We start from the raw sequence: 14749 nt of genomic DNA, 5'->3' as shown, positions 1-14749 counted from the left end.
CCCCGAACCGGCACCCGGACGCGGGCCGGACGTCCTACGATCGCCGTGAAGACGGGCAGTTGCAAAGAGAAGGGCACGCGTGGAACCCGCGACCACAGGCACTCGCCTCGCCTCGGCCGTCGTCGGCCCCCTGGTCAAGAAGCTCTTCGTCACCGAAGGCCCCGGCGCCGGCCTGGTCGACAAACCGGTCCGGCTCTCCGGATACGTCTCCTTCAAGGGCGAGAAACGCCGCCTCACCGCGCCCGACCTCCGCGGCCTCGCCGCCCGGCTGGTCGAGCAGGCCCTGTGCTCCGGCGAACCGCCGATCGCCGACGACGAGCGCGAAGCCGTCACCGAAGCCCTCTTCCGCACCCTGCACGCGCTCGGCGGCCTCACCCTCACCGACCTCGACGCCGTGCGCCTCGGCCACCAGGCCCTCGCCCGTGAGCTGCGGCGCGCCGCACGCCACCCCGAGCGTGAACTGTCCGCGGACGCGGCCCTGTTCCACGAGCGCCTGCTCGACACCGCGTGCCTGCACATCCTGCACTTCTTCACCCAGCGCTCGACCTTTGTCGCCCACACGCTGGTCGAGCAGACACGCGCGCTCGACTCGCTCACCGCCAAGGTCGACGAACTGGTCCGGCGCAACCCGCCGGCCGGGGGCGAGGACACCGCCTTCGAGCAGGCGTACCTGCGGCACGTGGCCAAGAAGCACGGCAAGCTCACCATCTACGGCCTCGACCTCGACCACACGCCGCGGCGGTGGCCGCTGGACGTCGCCTACCTCAGTCTGGAGGCTTCGTCGCCGGAGAGCCCCGCCCGGACGGCGGCCCGGCGGCGGCTCGCCGAGGTGCTGTGGGCCGAATCCGACGCGACCTCCGATGCGATCCTGACCGATCTCGACTCCCCGGCCGCGCACGGCGGCACGGACGACGGCCGCGGCGACGAGGAGACGGACACGGCATGGGGCCGGCTGCCGGCGGACCGGGCGGTCCGGCTGCTGAGGGCGGCGTCGTACCGCGACGCCGCGGCCGCCGCCGACATGCTCCACGGCATCTTCGACCGGCTGCCGTCCGAGGCGCCGGACCACCGGCCCGCCGACCGGGCGCTGGCCGACAGCCCCCGGATCCTGCTGCGCGGCGAGGCGGGCTCGGGGAAGAGCACCCTGGTGCAGTGGCTGGCCGTCACGGCCGCCCGTCACGACGTCCCCGAGCACGCGGCCTACCTCCAGGACCGCATCCCGTTCGTGCTGCCGCTGCGCACCCTCACCCGGCACGGCGAGGCGCTGCCCGCGCCGAAGGACTTCCTGGCCGCCGTCGGCAGCCCGCTGGCCGGCAGCCAGCCCGCCGGATGGGAGCACCGCGTCCTCACCGCGGGCCGGGGCCTCATCCTGGTCGACGGCATCGACGAGGTCCCCGACGCCGAACGCGAGCGCACCCGCACCTGGCTGCGAGACCTGGCCGAGACCTACGACGGCGACAACCGCTGGCTGGTCACCTCCCGCCCGCCCGCCGTGGCCGAGAACTGGCTCGCCGAGGACGGCTTCACGGAGCTGACGCTGTCCCCGATGAGCCCCGCCGACATCGCGACGTTCGTCGAGCGGTGGCACCGGGCCGCACGCCCCGGCACCGACGACGACGCCGGCCTGGACCGCTACGAGCGGCAGCTCCTCACCGCCATCCGCACCAAACCGGACCTGGGCCGGCTGGCGACCAACCCCCTGATGTGCGGGCTGATCTGCGCCCTGCACCGCGACCGGCACGGCTACCTCCCGCAGGGCCGCAAGGACCTCTACGAGGCCGCGCTGTCGATGCTGCTGAGCCGCCGTGACCGCGAACGCGACATGGCCGTGCCGGATCTGCGGGAGGAACCGCAGCTCGACCTGCTCCAGCGGCTCGCCTACTGGCTCATCAAGAACGGCCGCACGGAGATGGACCGGTCGCGGGCCGAGACCATCATCGACCGGGCCCTGCCCGCGGTCCCCGAGGCGGCGGCCCTCGGGGACGCGTCGGCCGTCTTCGCCTACTTCCTCAACCGGAGCGGCCTGCTGCGCGAACCGGTGCCCGGCACCGTGGACTTCATCCACCGCACCTTCCAGGACTTCCTGGGCGCCCGGGCCGCCGTGGAGGAGAGCGACTTCGGCCTGCTCGCCGGCCACGCCGCCGACGACCAGTGGGAGGACGTCATCGGCATGGCGGTGGCGCTGGGCCGGCCCCGTGAGCGGGAGACGATCTTCCAGGCCCTGCTGGCCCTCGGCGACAAGGCCCCCGGCAAGCGCACCCAGGCGCGCGTCTACCTGCTCGCGGCCGCCTGCCTGGAGCACGCCACCTCCCTCGCGCCGTCCGTCCGGGAGGCCGTGGAGCGGCGCACCGCCACGCTCATCCCGCCGGAGAGCCCGGAGCAGGCCCGCGCCCTGGCGGAGGTGGGCCCGCTGATCCTCGGCCTGCTGCCGGAGCCGGAGAAGCTGAGCGACGAGGCCGCCTTCCACGTGGTCGTCGCCGCCTCCCACGTCAAGTCCGACGCGGCCCTGCCCTTCCTGGCCCGGTTCGCCGGCCACCCGTACCAGGCCGTCCGCGCCCAGCTCGTGTGGGCGTGGTCGCGGTTCGACTGCACCCGGTACGCCGACGAGATCATCACGCGCCTCGATCCGTCCGGCCTCGACTTCACGATCCAGTCCGACGCGCAGCTGCGGGAGCTGGACCGTCTGGGGCTCCGCCCGGACCGCCTGGACCTGCGGACCGGTGTCTCCTCGGCGGCCGTCGCCGCGTACACCTCCCGCAACAGGCTCACCGAACTGATCCTCGCCAGCGCCACCGTGCACGATCTGGGGTTCCTGGCCGGGCAGGAGAACCTGAGGCTGCTCATCGTCGACGACTGCCCGGCGCTGGTGGACCTGTCCGCGCTCGCCGGGCTCCCGCTGGAGGTCCTCTCCCTGACGGCCTCGGGGCCCGACGTCGGCCTGCGCCCGCTCGCCGGGCTGTCACGGCTGGGCCTGCTGACGCTGCGCGGCCGTGCGGGCACGGTGTGGTCCCCGGAGGACCTCCCGGCGGGCTCGCTGCACGGCCTGTGGCTGGAGGGCGGGATGAGGCCGGCGAACGGCCTGCGCGGTCTGGCCGGTCTGCGCGCCCTGCGGTCGCTCGGCCTCAACTCCGCGTCGAACCCGGCCTCGGCCGAGGACTGGGAGGAACTCGGCCGGATGCCCGCCCTGCGGGACCTCGCGCTCAACGCCTCCTCGCTGGAGACACTGCCGCCCACCGCGGTCCTGGCGGACGTCGCGTCGCTCACCCTGCTCGGCGGCGGCGGCGAACGGGCCCTTCAGGCGGCTGTCCACCGGCTGCCCGAGGCGTTTCCCTCCCTGGCCGACTGCACGCTCACCGGGGACATGAGCGCGGAAGGGGACATCGACCTCGCGCCGCTCGCCGAACTGCCCGGGCTGCGCCTCGTCAGCGTCACGGCCGGCCGCGACCGCGTCCGGGGCGCGGCCGAACTGCCCTCCTCGGTGACGCTGCTGAGCACCTGAGCGCGGGACCTCAGGGAACGTACGCCGGCGACACGGCGGCCGGGCTGATCCGCCGGGGCTTGCCCGACCCGTCGGCCGGGACCTGGTACAGATCGGCGCCGTAGTCCCCGGGCAGCGCGTACACGACCGTACGCGCGTCCCGCCACACCGCCTGGTCGTCCACGCTGCGCGACTCGGCCAGCGGGGTCTCCCGCATCGTCCGCAGGTCCAGGACGTACAGCCGCCAGGGGGCGTCCTTCGGCAGGCCCTCGACGCGCTTCTTGTACGCGATCCGTGTGCCGTCGGGCGACAGGGACGGGCACTCGACGTTCTCGTGCACGGTGGTGACCGTACGGGCCCGCAGGTCACCGCGGACCAGGTACGTGTGGCCCTTCGTCGCCAGCGTCGCGTAGAACGTGCGGTCGTCGTCCGCGAAGGTCACGCCCCAGAAGTTGACGTCCGCCGCCCGGTAGGGCCGCCCGTCCCGGACGATCCGGAAGGTCTCCAGGGACGGGATCAGCTTCCCGCTGCGGGTGTCCACGACGGCCGCGCGCGTGGAGAAGTCCGTGCCGGCGTACGAGTCGCCGCCCACGAACGCCGTCCAGGCCGCGAAGTGGCCGGTGGGGGAGACCCGGGCGCGGGAGGGGATGCCCGGCACGTCGTAGCGGTCCACGGTGTGCAGGCGTGCGTCCAGGATCAGGGCGCGGTAGGTGTCCGACACCGGCCCGTGCACGGCTTGCAGGCACACCCCGGTGCCCGAAGCCGCGTAGAACCGCAGGCACTTGACGCCGGAGGCGGTCCGCGGCCCGTCCGGGGCGGTGGCCGGCACGCTCGTCAGCTCGTCCCGGTGCGGTCCCCACGCCATGTTCCGGAACACCAGCCGCCCGGATCCGTTCAGCGTCACCGTCCCCGGCGTGACCCGCGGGCCGCCCGCCTGCGTGTGGTTGCGCCGGTCCGCCCGCGCGGAGGCGTGCAGCACCGCGGCCAGCCCGACCGCGGCCAGCACGGCGACGGCCGCGACCAGGATCAGGACGCGGTTGCGTACGGTCATGCGGTCACCGTCCCCTTCGTCTCCTTCGTTCCCTGCGGCCCCTTGGGTCCTTGCGGGCGCAGCGTGCGGGCGAACGCGGCGCAGACGGCCAGCGCCCCCGCCGCCCCGGCCAGCGCCGCCCGGTCGCCCCACATCGTCCAGGCCGCGCCGAACAGCAGCGAGCAGGCGAACCGGGTCAGCGCCTGCCCGGTCTGCACGACGGCCAGCCCCGACGAGCGCAGCGTCTCGGGCACGCTGTCCGACGCCGCCGCCATCAGCACCCCGTCGGTCGCCGCGTAGAAGGCGCCGTGCAGGGCGAGGACGAGGTACGGCAGGCCCGTGCCGTGCCAGGAGGTGAGCAGCAGGAGGTAGGCGAGGAGCAGGGCGCCGTGGCCGGCCAGGAACACCGTCCACCGGCCCACCCGGTCCGCGAGCCGGCCGAGGGGCACCGCCAGCAGCAGGAACGTGGCGGCCGTGCCCAGGGGCAGCAGCGCGAACCAGCGGTCGGGGACGCCGAGGCGGCGCTGGAGCAGCAGGTAGACGAAGGAGTCGCTGACCGTGGCGAGGCCCAGCAGCAGCGCGCAGACGGTGATCCGGCGCAGGTCCCGGCCGCGCAGCAGGGTGAGGGCCGCTCGGACCGTCGGCGGTTCGGCCGGTGCCGCGCCGCCGCGCCCGCCCGGTACGAACAGGACCAGCACCAGGACGCCGAGCACGGCCACGCAGAAGCTGACGGTGAACACCGCGTCGTAGCCGTCCACGGTGGCCCGCAGGATCCAGAACGCCACCAGCGGCCCGAACAGGGCCCCGGCCGTGTCCATCGCCCGGTGCACCCCGAAGGCCCGCCCCCGCGTCTCCGGCGTGCTGGACAGCGAGATCAGCGCGTCACGCGGAGCCGTCCGCAGCCCCTTGCCGGTCCGGTCGGCGGCGAGCACGAACCCGATCGGGGTCAGCGCATGCGCCGTCAGCAGCAGCGGCTTGCACACGGCCGAGATGCCGTAGCCCAGCCCGGCGACCCACTTGTGCCGGCCGCCGCCCCGGTCGGCGAAGTGCCCGCCCACCAGGCGTACGAGCGCCGAGAAACCGTTGTAGATGCCGTCCAGCAGTCCGAAGCCCAGCGGGGAGAGGCCGAGCCCGGTCACCAGGTACAGCGGCAGCACCGCCGTCACCATCTCCGACGAGACGTCGGTGACCAGACTCACCGTCCCCAGCGCGACCACGGTCGGCGCGACCGCGGCACGGCGCCGCCCGGCGGGGGACCGGGCGGCACCATGAGCGGACGTGCTGGTGCGGCTGTCCGCTACGTACACGTCAGGACGCCCAGATGCCGGTGATGTCCTTGGCGGCGGCCGCGTTGCCCGCGTGCGTGGTCAGGCCCTGGGTGTCCTCCAGGGTGCGCAGCAGGTCGTAGTGGTTGTACGTGGTCGCCGAGTCGGCCCCGGGGGTGACGGGCTGCCCGTAGAACACGGTCGGGATCCGGTTCCCGCTCAGCCGGTTGTCCTCGTCGAACGTCACGACGAGCAGGCTGTTGTGGGTCTTGGCCCACGTCGCGTAGGCGCCCAGGTTGTTCTTCAGCCAGGTGTCACCGCTGGACACCGAGCAGTCGTGCATGTCACTGCACAGGTTCGGCACCACGAACGACAGCTGCGGCAGCGTCGAGTAGTCCGTCGGGAACTGCGCGAAGGTCTTGGCGCTCGACGTCGGCACGTTGCTGAAGCCGAACCAGGGGTTGTGCTTGCGCGCGTACTTGCCGCTGCTGCAGGTCGTGGACCCCTGGGTCGGCAGGGTCTCGTTGTAGCTGGCCCAGCTGCGGCCGGCGGCGATCTGCTCGGAGGCGAGGTTGGGCGCCGACGAGAAGCCCGGGGTGTAGCAGCTGTCGTCGGTGATGCCCTGCGTCGAACCGGAGAACAGTGCGAAGTAGTTGGGCTGGCTCGGGTGGGTCTCGGCGTACGACTGGGAGAGGTTGGCGCCTCCCGCCTTCAGCGAGTTGATGTAGGGCGCGCTGGAGGAGCCGATGACCTGGCTGTACGCATGGTTCTCGAAGACGACGACGACCACGTGGTCCGGGCTGGGCACGGCGCCCGCGGCGTGCGCGGACCCCTCACCGACCCCGGTCCACACCCCGACCGCGGCCGCGGCGAGGGCCGCCGCGGCCGCGACGACGGTACGGGCACGGCGGTACACGGAACTGCCGGACACATCAACCTCCGGTTGTGGATGGACGGCTGGCGGTGCGGACAGAGCATGCGCACGCCAATATGCCCGCGGCCCACGGTGACCAACCCCGAGGGTGAAGACCGGATGAACGGCGGGTACCCCCGCCCCCATGGCGGACATCCTCATCGGCACATGCGGCTGGACCGACCCGGCACTGCTCGGCAGCGGCTGGTACCCACCCGGCCGCCGGGACCCCGAGAAACGCCTGCGCCACTACGCGGCCCACTTCCCCGTGGTGGAAGCGGACTCCCCGTACTACGCCCTGCCGGGCCCCCGCACCACCACGCTCTGGGCGGAGCGCACACCCCCCGGTTTCCGCTTCGACGTCAAGGCGTTCTCCCTCCTCACCGGCCACCCCACCCGCCCGTCCGCGCTCCCCCCGGACCTGCGCGGTCACCGCCGGGACGAGGCCCTGCGCACCGAGATCTGGACCCGCTTCGCCGCGGCGCTGACCCCCCTGCGTGACGCCGGCCGTCTGGGCACCCTCCTCTTCCAGTACCCGCCCTCCCTCGCCCCCGGCCCGGAGGCCGAGGCGTTCCTCCGCGCCGCCCGGGAGCGCGCCCACGACTGGCCGTTCGCCGTGGAGTTCCGCGACCCCGCCTGGTGGCACCCCGACCGGGCCGCCCGTACGACCGCGTTCCTCAGGGACCTGAACGCCACGGCGGTGGCCGTCGACACGGCCCAGGGCCTGCCGAGGTCCATGCCCGGGAACGCACCGGCCACCACCGCGCACCTCTCGGTGGTCCGCTTCCACGGCCGCAGCCCGCACTGGGGCACGGGCGGCAAGGAGGACCGCTTCCGCCACACCTACACCGAGCCGGAGCTGAGGGCGTGGCTGCCCCGCATCCGGGCCCTCGCGGCGGCCACGGACGAGGTACACGTCCTCTTCAACAACTGCTGCGGCGACGCGGCACCGCGGGCGGCCGAGACCATGCGGACCCTGCTGGGCAGCACGCTCCCGCACCCGAGGCCGGCCGAGCGGGAGCCCGACCGGACCTGAGGGACGGCAGGCCCGTACGGCGGGATGGAAGACGTGCCGGGGCGTCTCCGCCCCTCCGGCCGCGCTCCGCGCAGGACCCCCGCACCCGTGGACGAAGCCCCGCCCGCCCCCTCCGGTCAGGCTCTGGGCAGGACCCCCGGACCCGTGGACGAAGCCCCGCCCGCCGCCTCCGGTCAGGTTCTGGGCAGGACCCCCGGACCCGTGGACGAAGCCCCGCCCGCCGCCTCCGGTCAGGCTCTGGGCAGGACCCCCGGACCCGTGGACGAAGCCCCGCCCGCCCCCTCCGGTTAGGCTCTGGCCAGGACACCCGCACCCGAGGGGAGGCCACGGAGATGACGCCGGGGCGCAGGAGCAGTACCTTCACCCGTCTGCTGCGACACGGCTTCACGGACCCCTCCGCCGCCGAACGCCTCCTCGACGGCCCCGAACTGGCGCCCGTCCGCGACGACCCGGTCCTCCTGGAAGCCCTCGGCGCCACCGCCGACCCCGACCTGGCGCTGCACGGCCTGGCCCGCCTCCTGGAGGCCCAGGACGGCCCCACCGCCCACCGCGAACTGCTGGACACCCTCATCGCGGCCAAGCCCCTCCGGGACCGCCTCCTCGGCATCCTCGGCGCCTCCGCCGCCCTCGCCGACCACCTGACCCGCCACCCCAGCGACTGGCAGGTCCTGGTCATGTACGAGCCGCACGACCTCCACCCGGGCCTCGCGGAGTTCGAACACGGCCTGGCCGCGGCCACCGACCCGGTCTCCCTCCGTGTCGCCTACCGCCGCTGCCTGCTCTCCATCGCCGCCCGCGACGTCTGCGGCACCACGGACGTCGCCGAGACCGCCGCGGAACTCGCCGACCTGGCCACCGCCACCCTCCGTACCGCCCTGGCCCTCGCCGAACGCGCCGCCCCCGCGGACGCCGCCGCCTGCCGCCTCGCGGTGATCGCGATGGGCAAGTGCGGCGGCCACGAGCTGAACTACGTCTCGGACGTGGACGTGATCTTCGTGGCGGAGCCGGCCGAAGGCGTCCCCGAGCCCAAGGCCCTGGGCTCCGCGACGAAACTCGCCTCCCACCTGATGCGGATCTGCTCCGAGACGACCGTCGAGGGCTCCATCTGGCCGGTGGACGCCAACCTCCGCCCCGAGGGCCGCAACGGCCCCCTCGTCCGCACCCTCAGCAGCCACGTCGCCTACTACCAACGCTGGGCGAAGACCTGGGAGTTCCAGGCCCTCCTCAAGGCCCGCCCGGTGGCGGGCGACGCGGAACTCGGCCGGGCGTACATCGACGCGCTCGAACCCCTGGTCTGGAAGGCGGCCGACCGCGAGAACTTCGTCGCGGACGTCCAGAAGATGCGCCGCCGCGTGGTCGAGAACATCCCCGTGGCCGAGCTGGAACGCGAACTCAAACTGGGCCCCGGCGGCCTGCGCGACGTCGAGTTCGCGGTCCAGCTCCTCCAGCTGGTGCACGGCAGGACCGACCCGGCCCTGCGCAGCGGCACCACCCTGGACGCCCTCCAGGCCCTCGCCGCCGGCGGCTACGTCGGCCGCGAGGACGCCGCCCGCCTGGAGGAGGCGTACCGCTTCCTGCGCTCCATGGAGCACCGCATCCAGCTGTACCGCCTGCGCCGCACCCACCTCGTCCCCGAGGCGGAGGCGGACCGCCGCCGCCTCGGCCGCTCCCTGGGCCTGCGCACCGACCCGGCGGCCGAACTGAACCGCGAGTGGCGGCGCCACACCGGGGTCGTACGCCGGCTGCACGAGAAGCTCTTCTACCGTCCGCTGCTCGACGCCGTCGCCCAACTCGCCCCGGGCGAGGCCCGCCTGCGCCCCGACGCGGCCCGTGAACGCCTCGTGGCGCTCGGCTACGCCGACCCGGCCGCCGCCCTGCGCCACCTGGAGGCCCTGGCCTCCGGCGTGACCCGCAAGGCGGCCATCCAGCGCACCCTCCTCCCGGTCCTCCTCGGCTGGTTCGCCGACTCCGCCGACCCGGACGCCGGCCTGCTGAACTTCCGCAAGGTCTCCGACGCGCTCGGCAAGACCCCCTGGTACCTGCGCCTGCTGCGCGACGAGGGCGCGGCGGCGGAGAACCTGGCCCGCGTCCTGTCGGCGGGCCGCCTCGCCCCCGACCTGCTGATGCGCGCCCCCGAGGCGGTCGCCCTCCTCGGCGACGGCACCGGTGCGGGCCCGGTGGCCGTCGGCGGTGGCCTCGCCCCCCGCGACCGCGCCCAGCTGGAGCAGGAGATCCTGGCGGCCGTGGGAAGGGCGGAGAACGCCGCGCAGGGCGTCACCGCGGCCCGTGGTGTCCGCCGCCGCGAACTGTTCCGCACCGCCGCCGCCGACATCGTCGGGTCCTACGGCACCGAGACCAGCCCCGCCGAGGCCGACCAGGGGGCCCTGGTGGACCGGGTCGGCGCGGCCGTCTCCGACCTCACCAAGGCCACCCTCGCCGGCACCCTGCGCGCGGTCGTCCGGGACGGCTGGGGCAACACGCTGCCCACCCGGTTCGCGATCATCGGGATGGGCCGCTTCGGCGGACACGAACTGGGCTACGGCTCGGACGCCGACGTGCTGTTCGTGCACGAGCCCCAGGACGGCGTGGACGAGCACGAGGCGTCAGCCGCCGCCAACAAGGTCGTCGCCGAGATGCGCCGCCTGCTCCAGCTGCCCAGCGCCGACCCGCCGCTGCTCATCGACGCCGGCCTGCGCCCGGAGGGCAAGTCGGGCCCGCTGGTGCGCACCCTGAAGTCGTACGAGGCGTACTACCGCCGCTGGTCCCTGGTCTGGGAGTCGCAGGCGCTGCTGCGGGCCGAGCACGTCGCCGGCGACCAGGACCTCGGCCGGCGCTTCACCGAGCTGATCGACCCGCTGCGGTATCCCGCCCACGGTCTCACGGACGAGTCGGTCCGCGAGATCCGCCGGCTGAAGGCCCGGATGGAGGCCGAGCGGCTGCCGCGCGGCGCCGACCCCAAGCTGCACACCAAGCTCGGCCCCGGCGGCCTGTCCGACGTCGAGTGGACCGTCCAGCTGCTCCAGCTCCGCCACGCCCACCGCGAGCCCGGCCTGCGCACCACGCGTACCCGCCGGGCCCTGGCCGCCGCCCGCGAGGCAGGGCTGCTGTCCGCCGAGGACGCCGACATCCTGGACGAGGCGTGGGTGCTGGCCACCCGGGTGCGCAACGCGGTCATGCTGGTCCGCGGCCGGGCCGGGGACACCTTTCCCACCGAGCCGCGCGAGCTGGCCGCCGTCGGCCGCTACCTGGGCCACGGCGCCGGGCACGCCGGGGACATGCTGGACGCCTACCGCCGTACCGCACGCAGGGCGCGCACGGTCGTGGAGGAGCTGTTCTACGCGGACTGAGCGGACCCGAGCGGCCGCGCCGCGGGCACCGCGACCAGCCGGGGCAGCGCGTACGGCAGGCTGCCGTACCAGGCGCGGGCCAGAACGAACCCGAAGCCGAGGCAGAGCACACCGCCCACCGCGTCCAGCCAGAAGTGGTTGGCCGTGGCAACGATCACCGCGAGGGTGGCCGCCGGGTACAGCAGCCCCAGCACCCGTGCCCACGGCACCGACGCCAGCGCGAAGATCGTCAGCCCGCACCACAGCGACCAGCCGATGTGCATCGAGGGCATCGCGGCGTACTGGTTCGACATGTGCTTGAGGTCGCCGGAAGCCATCGAACCCCAGGTGTGGTGCACGGTCACGGTGTCCACGAAGTGCCCGCCGTTCATCAACCGAGGCGGCGCGAGCGGATACAGATAGTAACCGAGCAGGGCCACACCCGTGGTCGCGAACAGCACCAGCCGGGTCGCCGCGTACCGGCCGGGATGCCACCGGTACAGCCACACCAGCACGCCGAGCGTCATGACGAAGTGCAGTGTCGCGTAGTAGTAGTTCATCCCGATGATGAGCCAATTCACCGAGTTCACGGCATGGTTGACCGACTGTTCGACGCCGACCCCCAGGGCATGCTCGGCGCGCCAGATCCAGTCCGCGTTGCGCAGTGCCGCGGCCCGCTGCTCCGGGACGGCGTTGCGGATCAGTGAGTACGTCCAGTAACTCACCGCGATCAGAAGGATCTCGAACCACAGCCGGGGCCGCCGTGGGCGCCGCAGCCGGCCCAGCGGACCTCGTCCGTCCTCGCCCGTGACGGCCTGCGGAACGGCCACCTCCTCGCGACCTTCCGGCTCTGTCACGGTCGAGTCACTCATAGGCACAGAGTCTGCCAGAAAAGGCTTCTTCGGCCGATCATCCCAAGGTTGGGTCCGTAACGCACCTTCTACGACGTACGGAGGACATTCGGTGCCGAAGCGGTTGAACCGCGCACCACCAGCTCCGGCATGAACACGAATTCACTGTGCGGCGCCGGCGTCCCGCCGATCTCCTCGAGCAGCGTGCGCACCGCCGCCTGCCCCATCGCCGGGACCGGCTTGCGGACCGTGGTCAGCGGCGGGTCGGTGAAGGCGATGAGCGGGGAGTCGTCGAACCCGACCACCGACACGTCCCGGGGGACTTCCAGTCCGCGCTGCCGGGCCGCCCGTATCGCGCCCAGCGCCATCATGTCGCTGGCGCAGACCACGGCCGTGCAGTCCCGCTCGATCAGTGCGGTCGCCGCCGCCTGGCCGCCCTCCAGCGTGTACAGCGAGTGCTGGACCAGTTCGGTCTCGACGGTCTGGGCGGAGAGGTCGAACCGGTCCTGCATCGCCCGGACGAAGCCCTCGATCTTGCGCTGCACGGGCACGAACCGCCTGGGGCCGAGCGCGAGCCCGATCCGGGTGTGCCCCAGCGACGCCAGGTGCGTCACCGCGAGCGTCATCGCCGCCCGGTCGTCGGGGGAGATGAACGGCGCCTGCACCTTCGGCGAGAACCCGTCCACCAGCACGAACGGCACGCCCTGCGCCCGCAGCCGCTCGTAGCGCTGCATGTCGGCGGTGGTGTCGGCGTGCAGTCCGGAGACGTAGATGATCCCCGCGACCCCGCGGTCCACCAGCATCTCGGTCAGCTCGTCCTCGGTCGACCCGCCCGGGGTCTGCGTGGCGAGCACCGGCGTGTAGCCCTGGCGGGTCAGCGCCTGGCCGATGACCTGGGCCAGGGCCGGGAATATCGGGTTCTCCAGCTCCGGCGTGATCAGCCCCACCAGCCCCTCGCTGCGCTGCCGCAGCCGTACCGGGCGCTCGTAGCCCAGCACGTCCAGTGCGGCGAGCACGGACTGGCGGGTGGTGGCGGCGACGCCCGGCTTCCCGTTGAGGACCCGGCTGACCGTCGCTTCACTCACCCCCGCCTGCGCAGCGATGTCGGCAAGCCGTGTGGTCACGCCACTGGACTGTACCGGTCGTATCCCCCCTTGCACACCGGCCGGTCGCCGGGCACGGACGGGCGCACGGCCTGCCGTGGGTTGCTGCGTCATCGCGCTCCCTCGGTTTCATGCTGGCAAGAGCTTGCAGAGTCTTGCACAAGAGTCGTCCCCGCCGCTCACACCCTTCACTGCGGGGTTGCGACGCGGTCGACGGCCGGTCACGGCCGGGTAACCATCGTGTCCTCTTGCACTTTTTTTCTGCAAGGTCTTTCGCAACGCTTACATCGCTGTTACGTTCCCAGTCGCCCGGCCGCGGCAACGGCGCAGTCGGCAAGTCGCAGGGGCGGGCGGGACCGCCCTCTGTACCACTCGGGCTTAACCCTCAAGGAGAACTCATGCGGCGTGGCATAGCGGCCTCCGCGCTGGTGGCGTCCCTCGCCCTCACGGCGACGGCGTGCGGCGGGAGCGACAGCGACAGCGGGAAGTCGGACGGCCCGGTCACCATCACCTGGTGGGACACCTCCAACGCCACGAACGAGTCGCCGACCTACAAGGCCCTGGTCCAGCAGTTCGAGGCTGCCAACAAGGACATCAAGGTCAAGTACGTCGACGTCCCCTTCGACCAGGCGCAGAACAAGTTCGACACCGCGGCCGGTGCCAAGGGTGCCCCGGACGTGCTGCGCTCCGAGGTCGGCTGGACCCCCGCCTTCGCCAAGAAGGGCTTCTTCCTGCCGCTGGACGGCACCGAGGCCCTGGCCGACCAGGCCAAGTTCGAGCCGAACCTGATCAAGCAGGCCCAGTACGAGGGCAAGACCTACGGCGTCCCGCTGGTCACCGACACCCTCGCCCTGGTCTACAACAAGGCCCTGTTCAAGAAGGCCGGCATCACCGAGGCCCCCAAGACCTGGGACGAGCTGAAGACCGATGCCGCCAAGATCAAGGCCAAGACCAAGGTCGACGGCTACTGGGGCTCCACCCAGGCCTACTACGCCCAGTCCTTCCTCTACGGTGAGGGCACCGACACCGTCGACGCCGGCGCCAAGAAGATCACCGTGAACTCGGCCGCCGCCAAGAAGGGCTACGGCACCTGGCTGAGCCTGTTCTCCGGCAAGGGCCTGCACAAGGCCGACGCCACCGCCGACGCCTACGCCCACATCCAGGACGCGTTCGTCAACGGCAAGGTCGCCGCGATCATCCAGGGACCCTGGGAGATCACGAACTTCTACAAGGGCAGCGCCTTCAAGGACAAGTCCAACCTCGGCATCGCCACCGTCCCGGCCGGCTCCGCCGGCAAGGCGGGCGCCCCGACCGGCGGCCACAACCTCTCGGTCTACGCCGGCTCCGACAAGGCCCACCAGGAAGCGGCCCTGAAGTTCGTGAAGTTCATGACCTCGGCGCAGGCCCAGGAGACCATCGCCCTGAAGAACTCCACCCTGCCCACCCGCTCCGACGCCTACACCGAGAAGGTCAAGGCCGACCCCGGCATCGCCGGCTACCAGGGTGTCCTGTCCGCCGCCCAGCCCCGCCCGGCGCTGCCCGAGTACAGCTCCCTGTGGGGTCCGCTCGACACCGAGCTGCCCAAGGTCGCCAGCGGTAAGGAGTCCCTGGACAAGGGCCTGAGCAACGCCGAGCTGGCCATCTCCAAGCTCGTGTCCGACTTCAGCAAGTGAGCCCTTGTGGCCGTCGGATCCTCCCGGCACGAGACGGGGGGAAGGATCCGGCGGCCACCGCCCTGTGCCCAGCC

Annotated in this window: 9 protein-coding genes; 4 read left to right on the top strand and 5 right to left on the bottom strand. The window is 72.9% G+C overall.

The annotated features are described in order from the left end of the window. Positions 1 to 79 precede the first annotated feature (79 nt). Positions 80 to 3499: an NACHT domain-containing protein gene (locus tag JK361_RS08305; RefSeq protein ID WP_307787218.1), complete on the top strand. Its 3420-nt coding sequence runs from the start codon at positions 80 to 82 to the stop codon at positions 3497 to 3499. A gap of 10 nt (positions 3500 to 3509) precedes the next feature. Here JK361_RS08305 and JK361_RS08300 read toward each other — a convergent pair whose 3' ends face one another. Genes JK361_RS08300 through JK361_RS08290 form a run of 3 tightly spaced genes read right to left on the bottom strand, consistent with a single transcriptional unit; the run spans position 3510 to position 6704 of the window. After that, on the bottom strand, positions 3510 to 4529 hold the full coding sequence (locus JK361_RS08300) for a TolB family protein (protein ID WP_201815064.1): 1020 nt from the start codon (positions 4527 to 4529) through the stop codon (positions 3510 to 3512). Beyond that, complete coding sequence (locus JK361_RS08295; RefSeq protein WP_201815063.1) at positions 4526 to 5815, bottom strand: MFS transporter; 1290 nt, start codon at positions 5813 to 5815, stop codon at positions 4526 to 4528. The genes JK361_RS08300 and JK361_RS08295 overlap by 4 nt, the downstream gene beginning before the upstream one ends. Before the next feature lies 1 nt (position 5816). Beyond that, the gene (locus JK361_RS08290) at positions 5817 to 6704 is read right to left on the bottom strand and encodes an alkaline phosphatase family protein (protein ID WP_201815062.1); all 888 of its coding nucleotides are present in this window, start codon (positions 6702 to 6704) and stop codon (positions 5817 to 5819) included. Positions 6705 to 6831: 127 nt separating this feature from the next. On the opposite strand from JK361_RS08290, the gene JK361_RS08285 reads away from it, so the two are divergent. Together JK361_RS08285 and JK361_RS08280 are read left to right on the top strand one after the other, a co-directional pair. After that, positions 6832 to 7722 carry a DUF72 domain-containing protein gene (locus tag JK361_RS08285; RefSeq protein ID WP_201815061.1) on the top strand — a complete coding sequence of 297 codons (891 nt, stop codon included), beginning with the start codon at positions 6832 to 6834 and terminating at the stop codon, positions 7720 to 7722. Between the two features lie 332 nt (positions 7723 to 8054). Further along, entirely contained in the window at positions 8055 to 11069 is a 3015-nt protein-coding gene (locus JK361_RS08280) for a bifunctional [glutamine synthetase] adenylyltransferase/[glutamine synthetase]-adenylyl-L-tyrosine phosphorylase (protein WP_201815060.1), read from the top strand. Here the strand turns inward: JK361_RS08280 and JK361_RS08275 are convergent. Both JK361_RS08275 and JK361_RS08270 read right to left on the bottom strand, forming a co-directional pair. Then, positions 11057 to 11920 (bottom strand): phosphatase PAP2 family protein, encoded by an 864-nt coding sequence (locus tag JK361_RS08275; protein WP_201815059.1) that lies wholly within the window; start codon positions 11918 to 11920, stop codon positions 11057 to 11059. The two genes, JK361_RS08280 and JK361_RS08275, sit on opposite strands and share 13 nt — an antisense overlap. 68 nt (positions 11921 to 11988) lie before the next feature. Next, positions 11989 to 13023, bottom strand: coding sequence for a LacI family DNA-binding transcriptional regulator (locus JK361_RS08270; protein ID WP_285440305.1), 1035 nt, complete (start codon positions 13021 to 13023; stop codon positions 11989 to 11991). Positions 13024 to 13400: 377 nt separating this feature from the next. Between JK361_RS08270 and JK361_RS08265 the strand changes: the two genes are divergently transcribed. Then, positions 13401 to 14675 carry an extracellular solute-binding protein gene (locus JK361_RS08265; protein ID WP_201815057.1) on the top strand — a complete coding sequence of 425 codons (1275 nt, stop codon included), beginning with the start codon at positions 13401 to 13403 and terminating at the stop codon, positions 14673 to 14675. Positions 14676 to 14749 lie beyond the last annotated feature (74 nt).

The organism is Streptomyces musisoli (assembly GCF_016741855.1).
GTDB lineage: Bacteria > Actinomycetota > Actinomycetes > Streptomycetales > Streptomycetaceae > Streptomyces > Streptomyces musisoli.
The sequence above is the reverse complement of the archived record's forward strand: the minus strand, read 5'-3'. Positions and strand labels throughout refer to the sequence as shown.

What these genes read in the sequence shown, in the direction of transcription:
- JK361_RS08280 (WP_201815060.1), top strand. Translation starts at nt 8,055, where the DNA reads ATGACGCCGGGGCGCAGGAGCAGTACCTTCACCCGTCTGCTGCGACAC.
- JK361_RS08285 (WP_201815061.1), top strand. Translation starts at nt 6,832, where the DNA reads ATGGCGGACATCCTCATCGGCACATGCGGCTGGACCGACCCGGCACTG.
- JK361_RS08300 (WP_201815064.1), bottom strand. Translation starts at nt 4,529, where the DNA reads ATGACCGTACGCAACCGCGTCCTGATCCTGGTCGCGGCCGTCGCCGTG.
- JK361_RS08265 (WP_201815057.1), top strand. Translation starts at nt 13,401, where the DNA reads ATGCGGCGTGGCATAGCGGCCTCCGCGCTGGTGGCGTCCCTCGCCCTC.
- JK361_RS08275 (WP_201815059.1), bottom strand. Translation starts at nt 11,920, where the DNA reads ATGAGTGACTCGACCGTGACAGAGCCGGAAGGTCGCGAGGAGGTGGCC.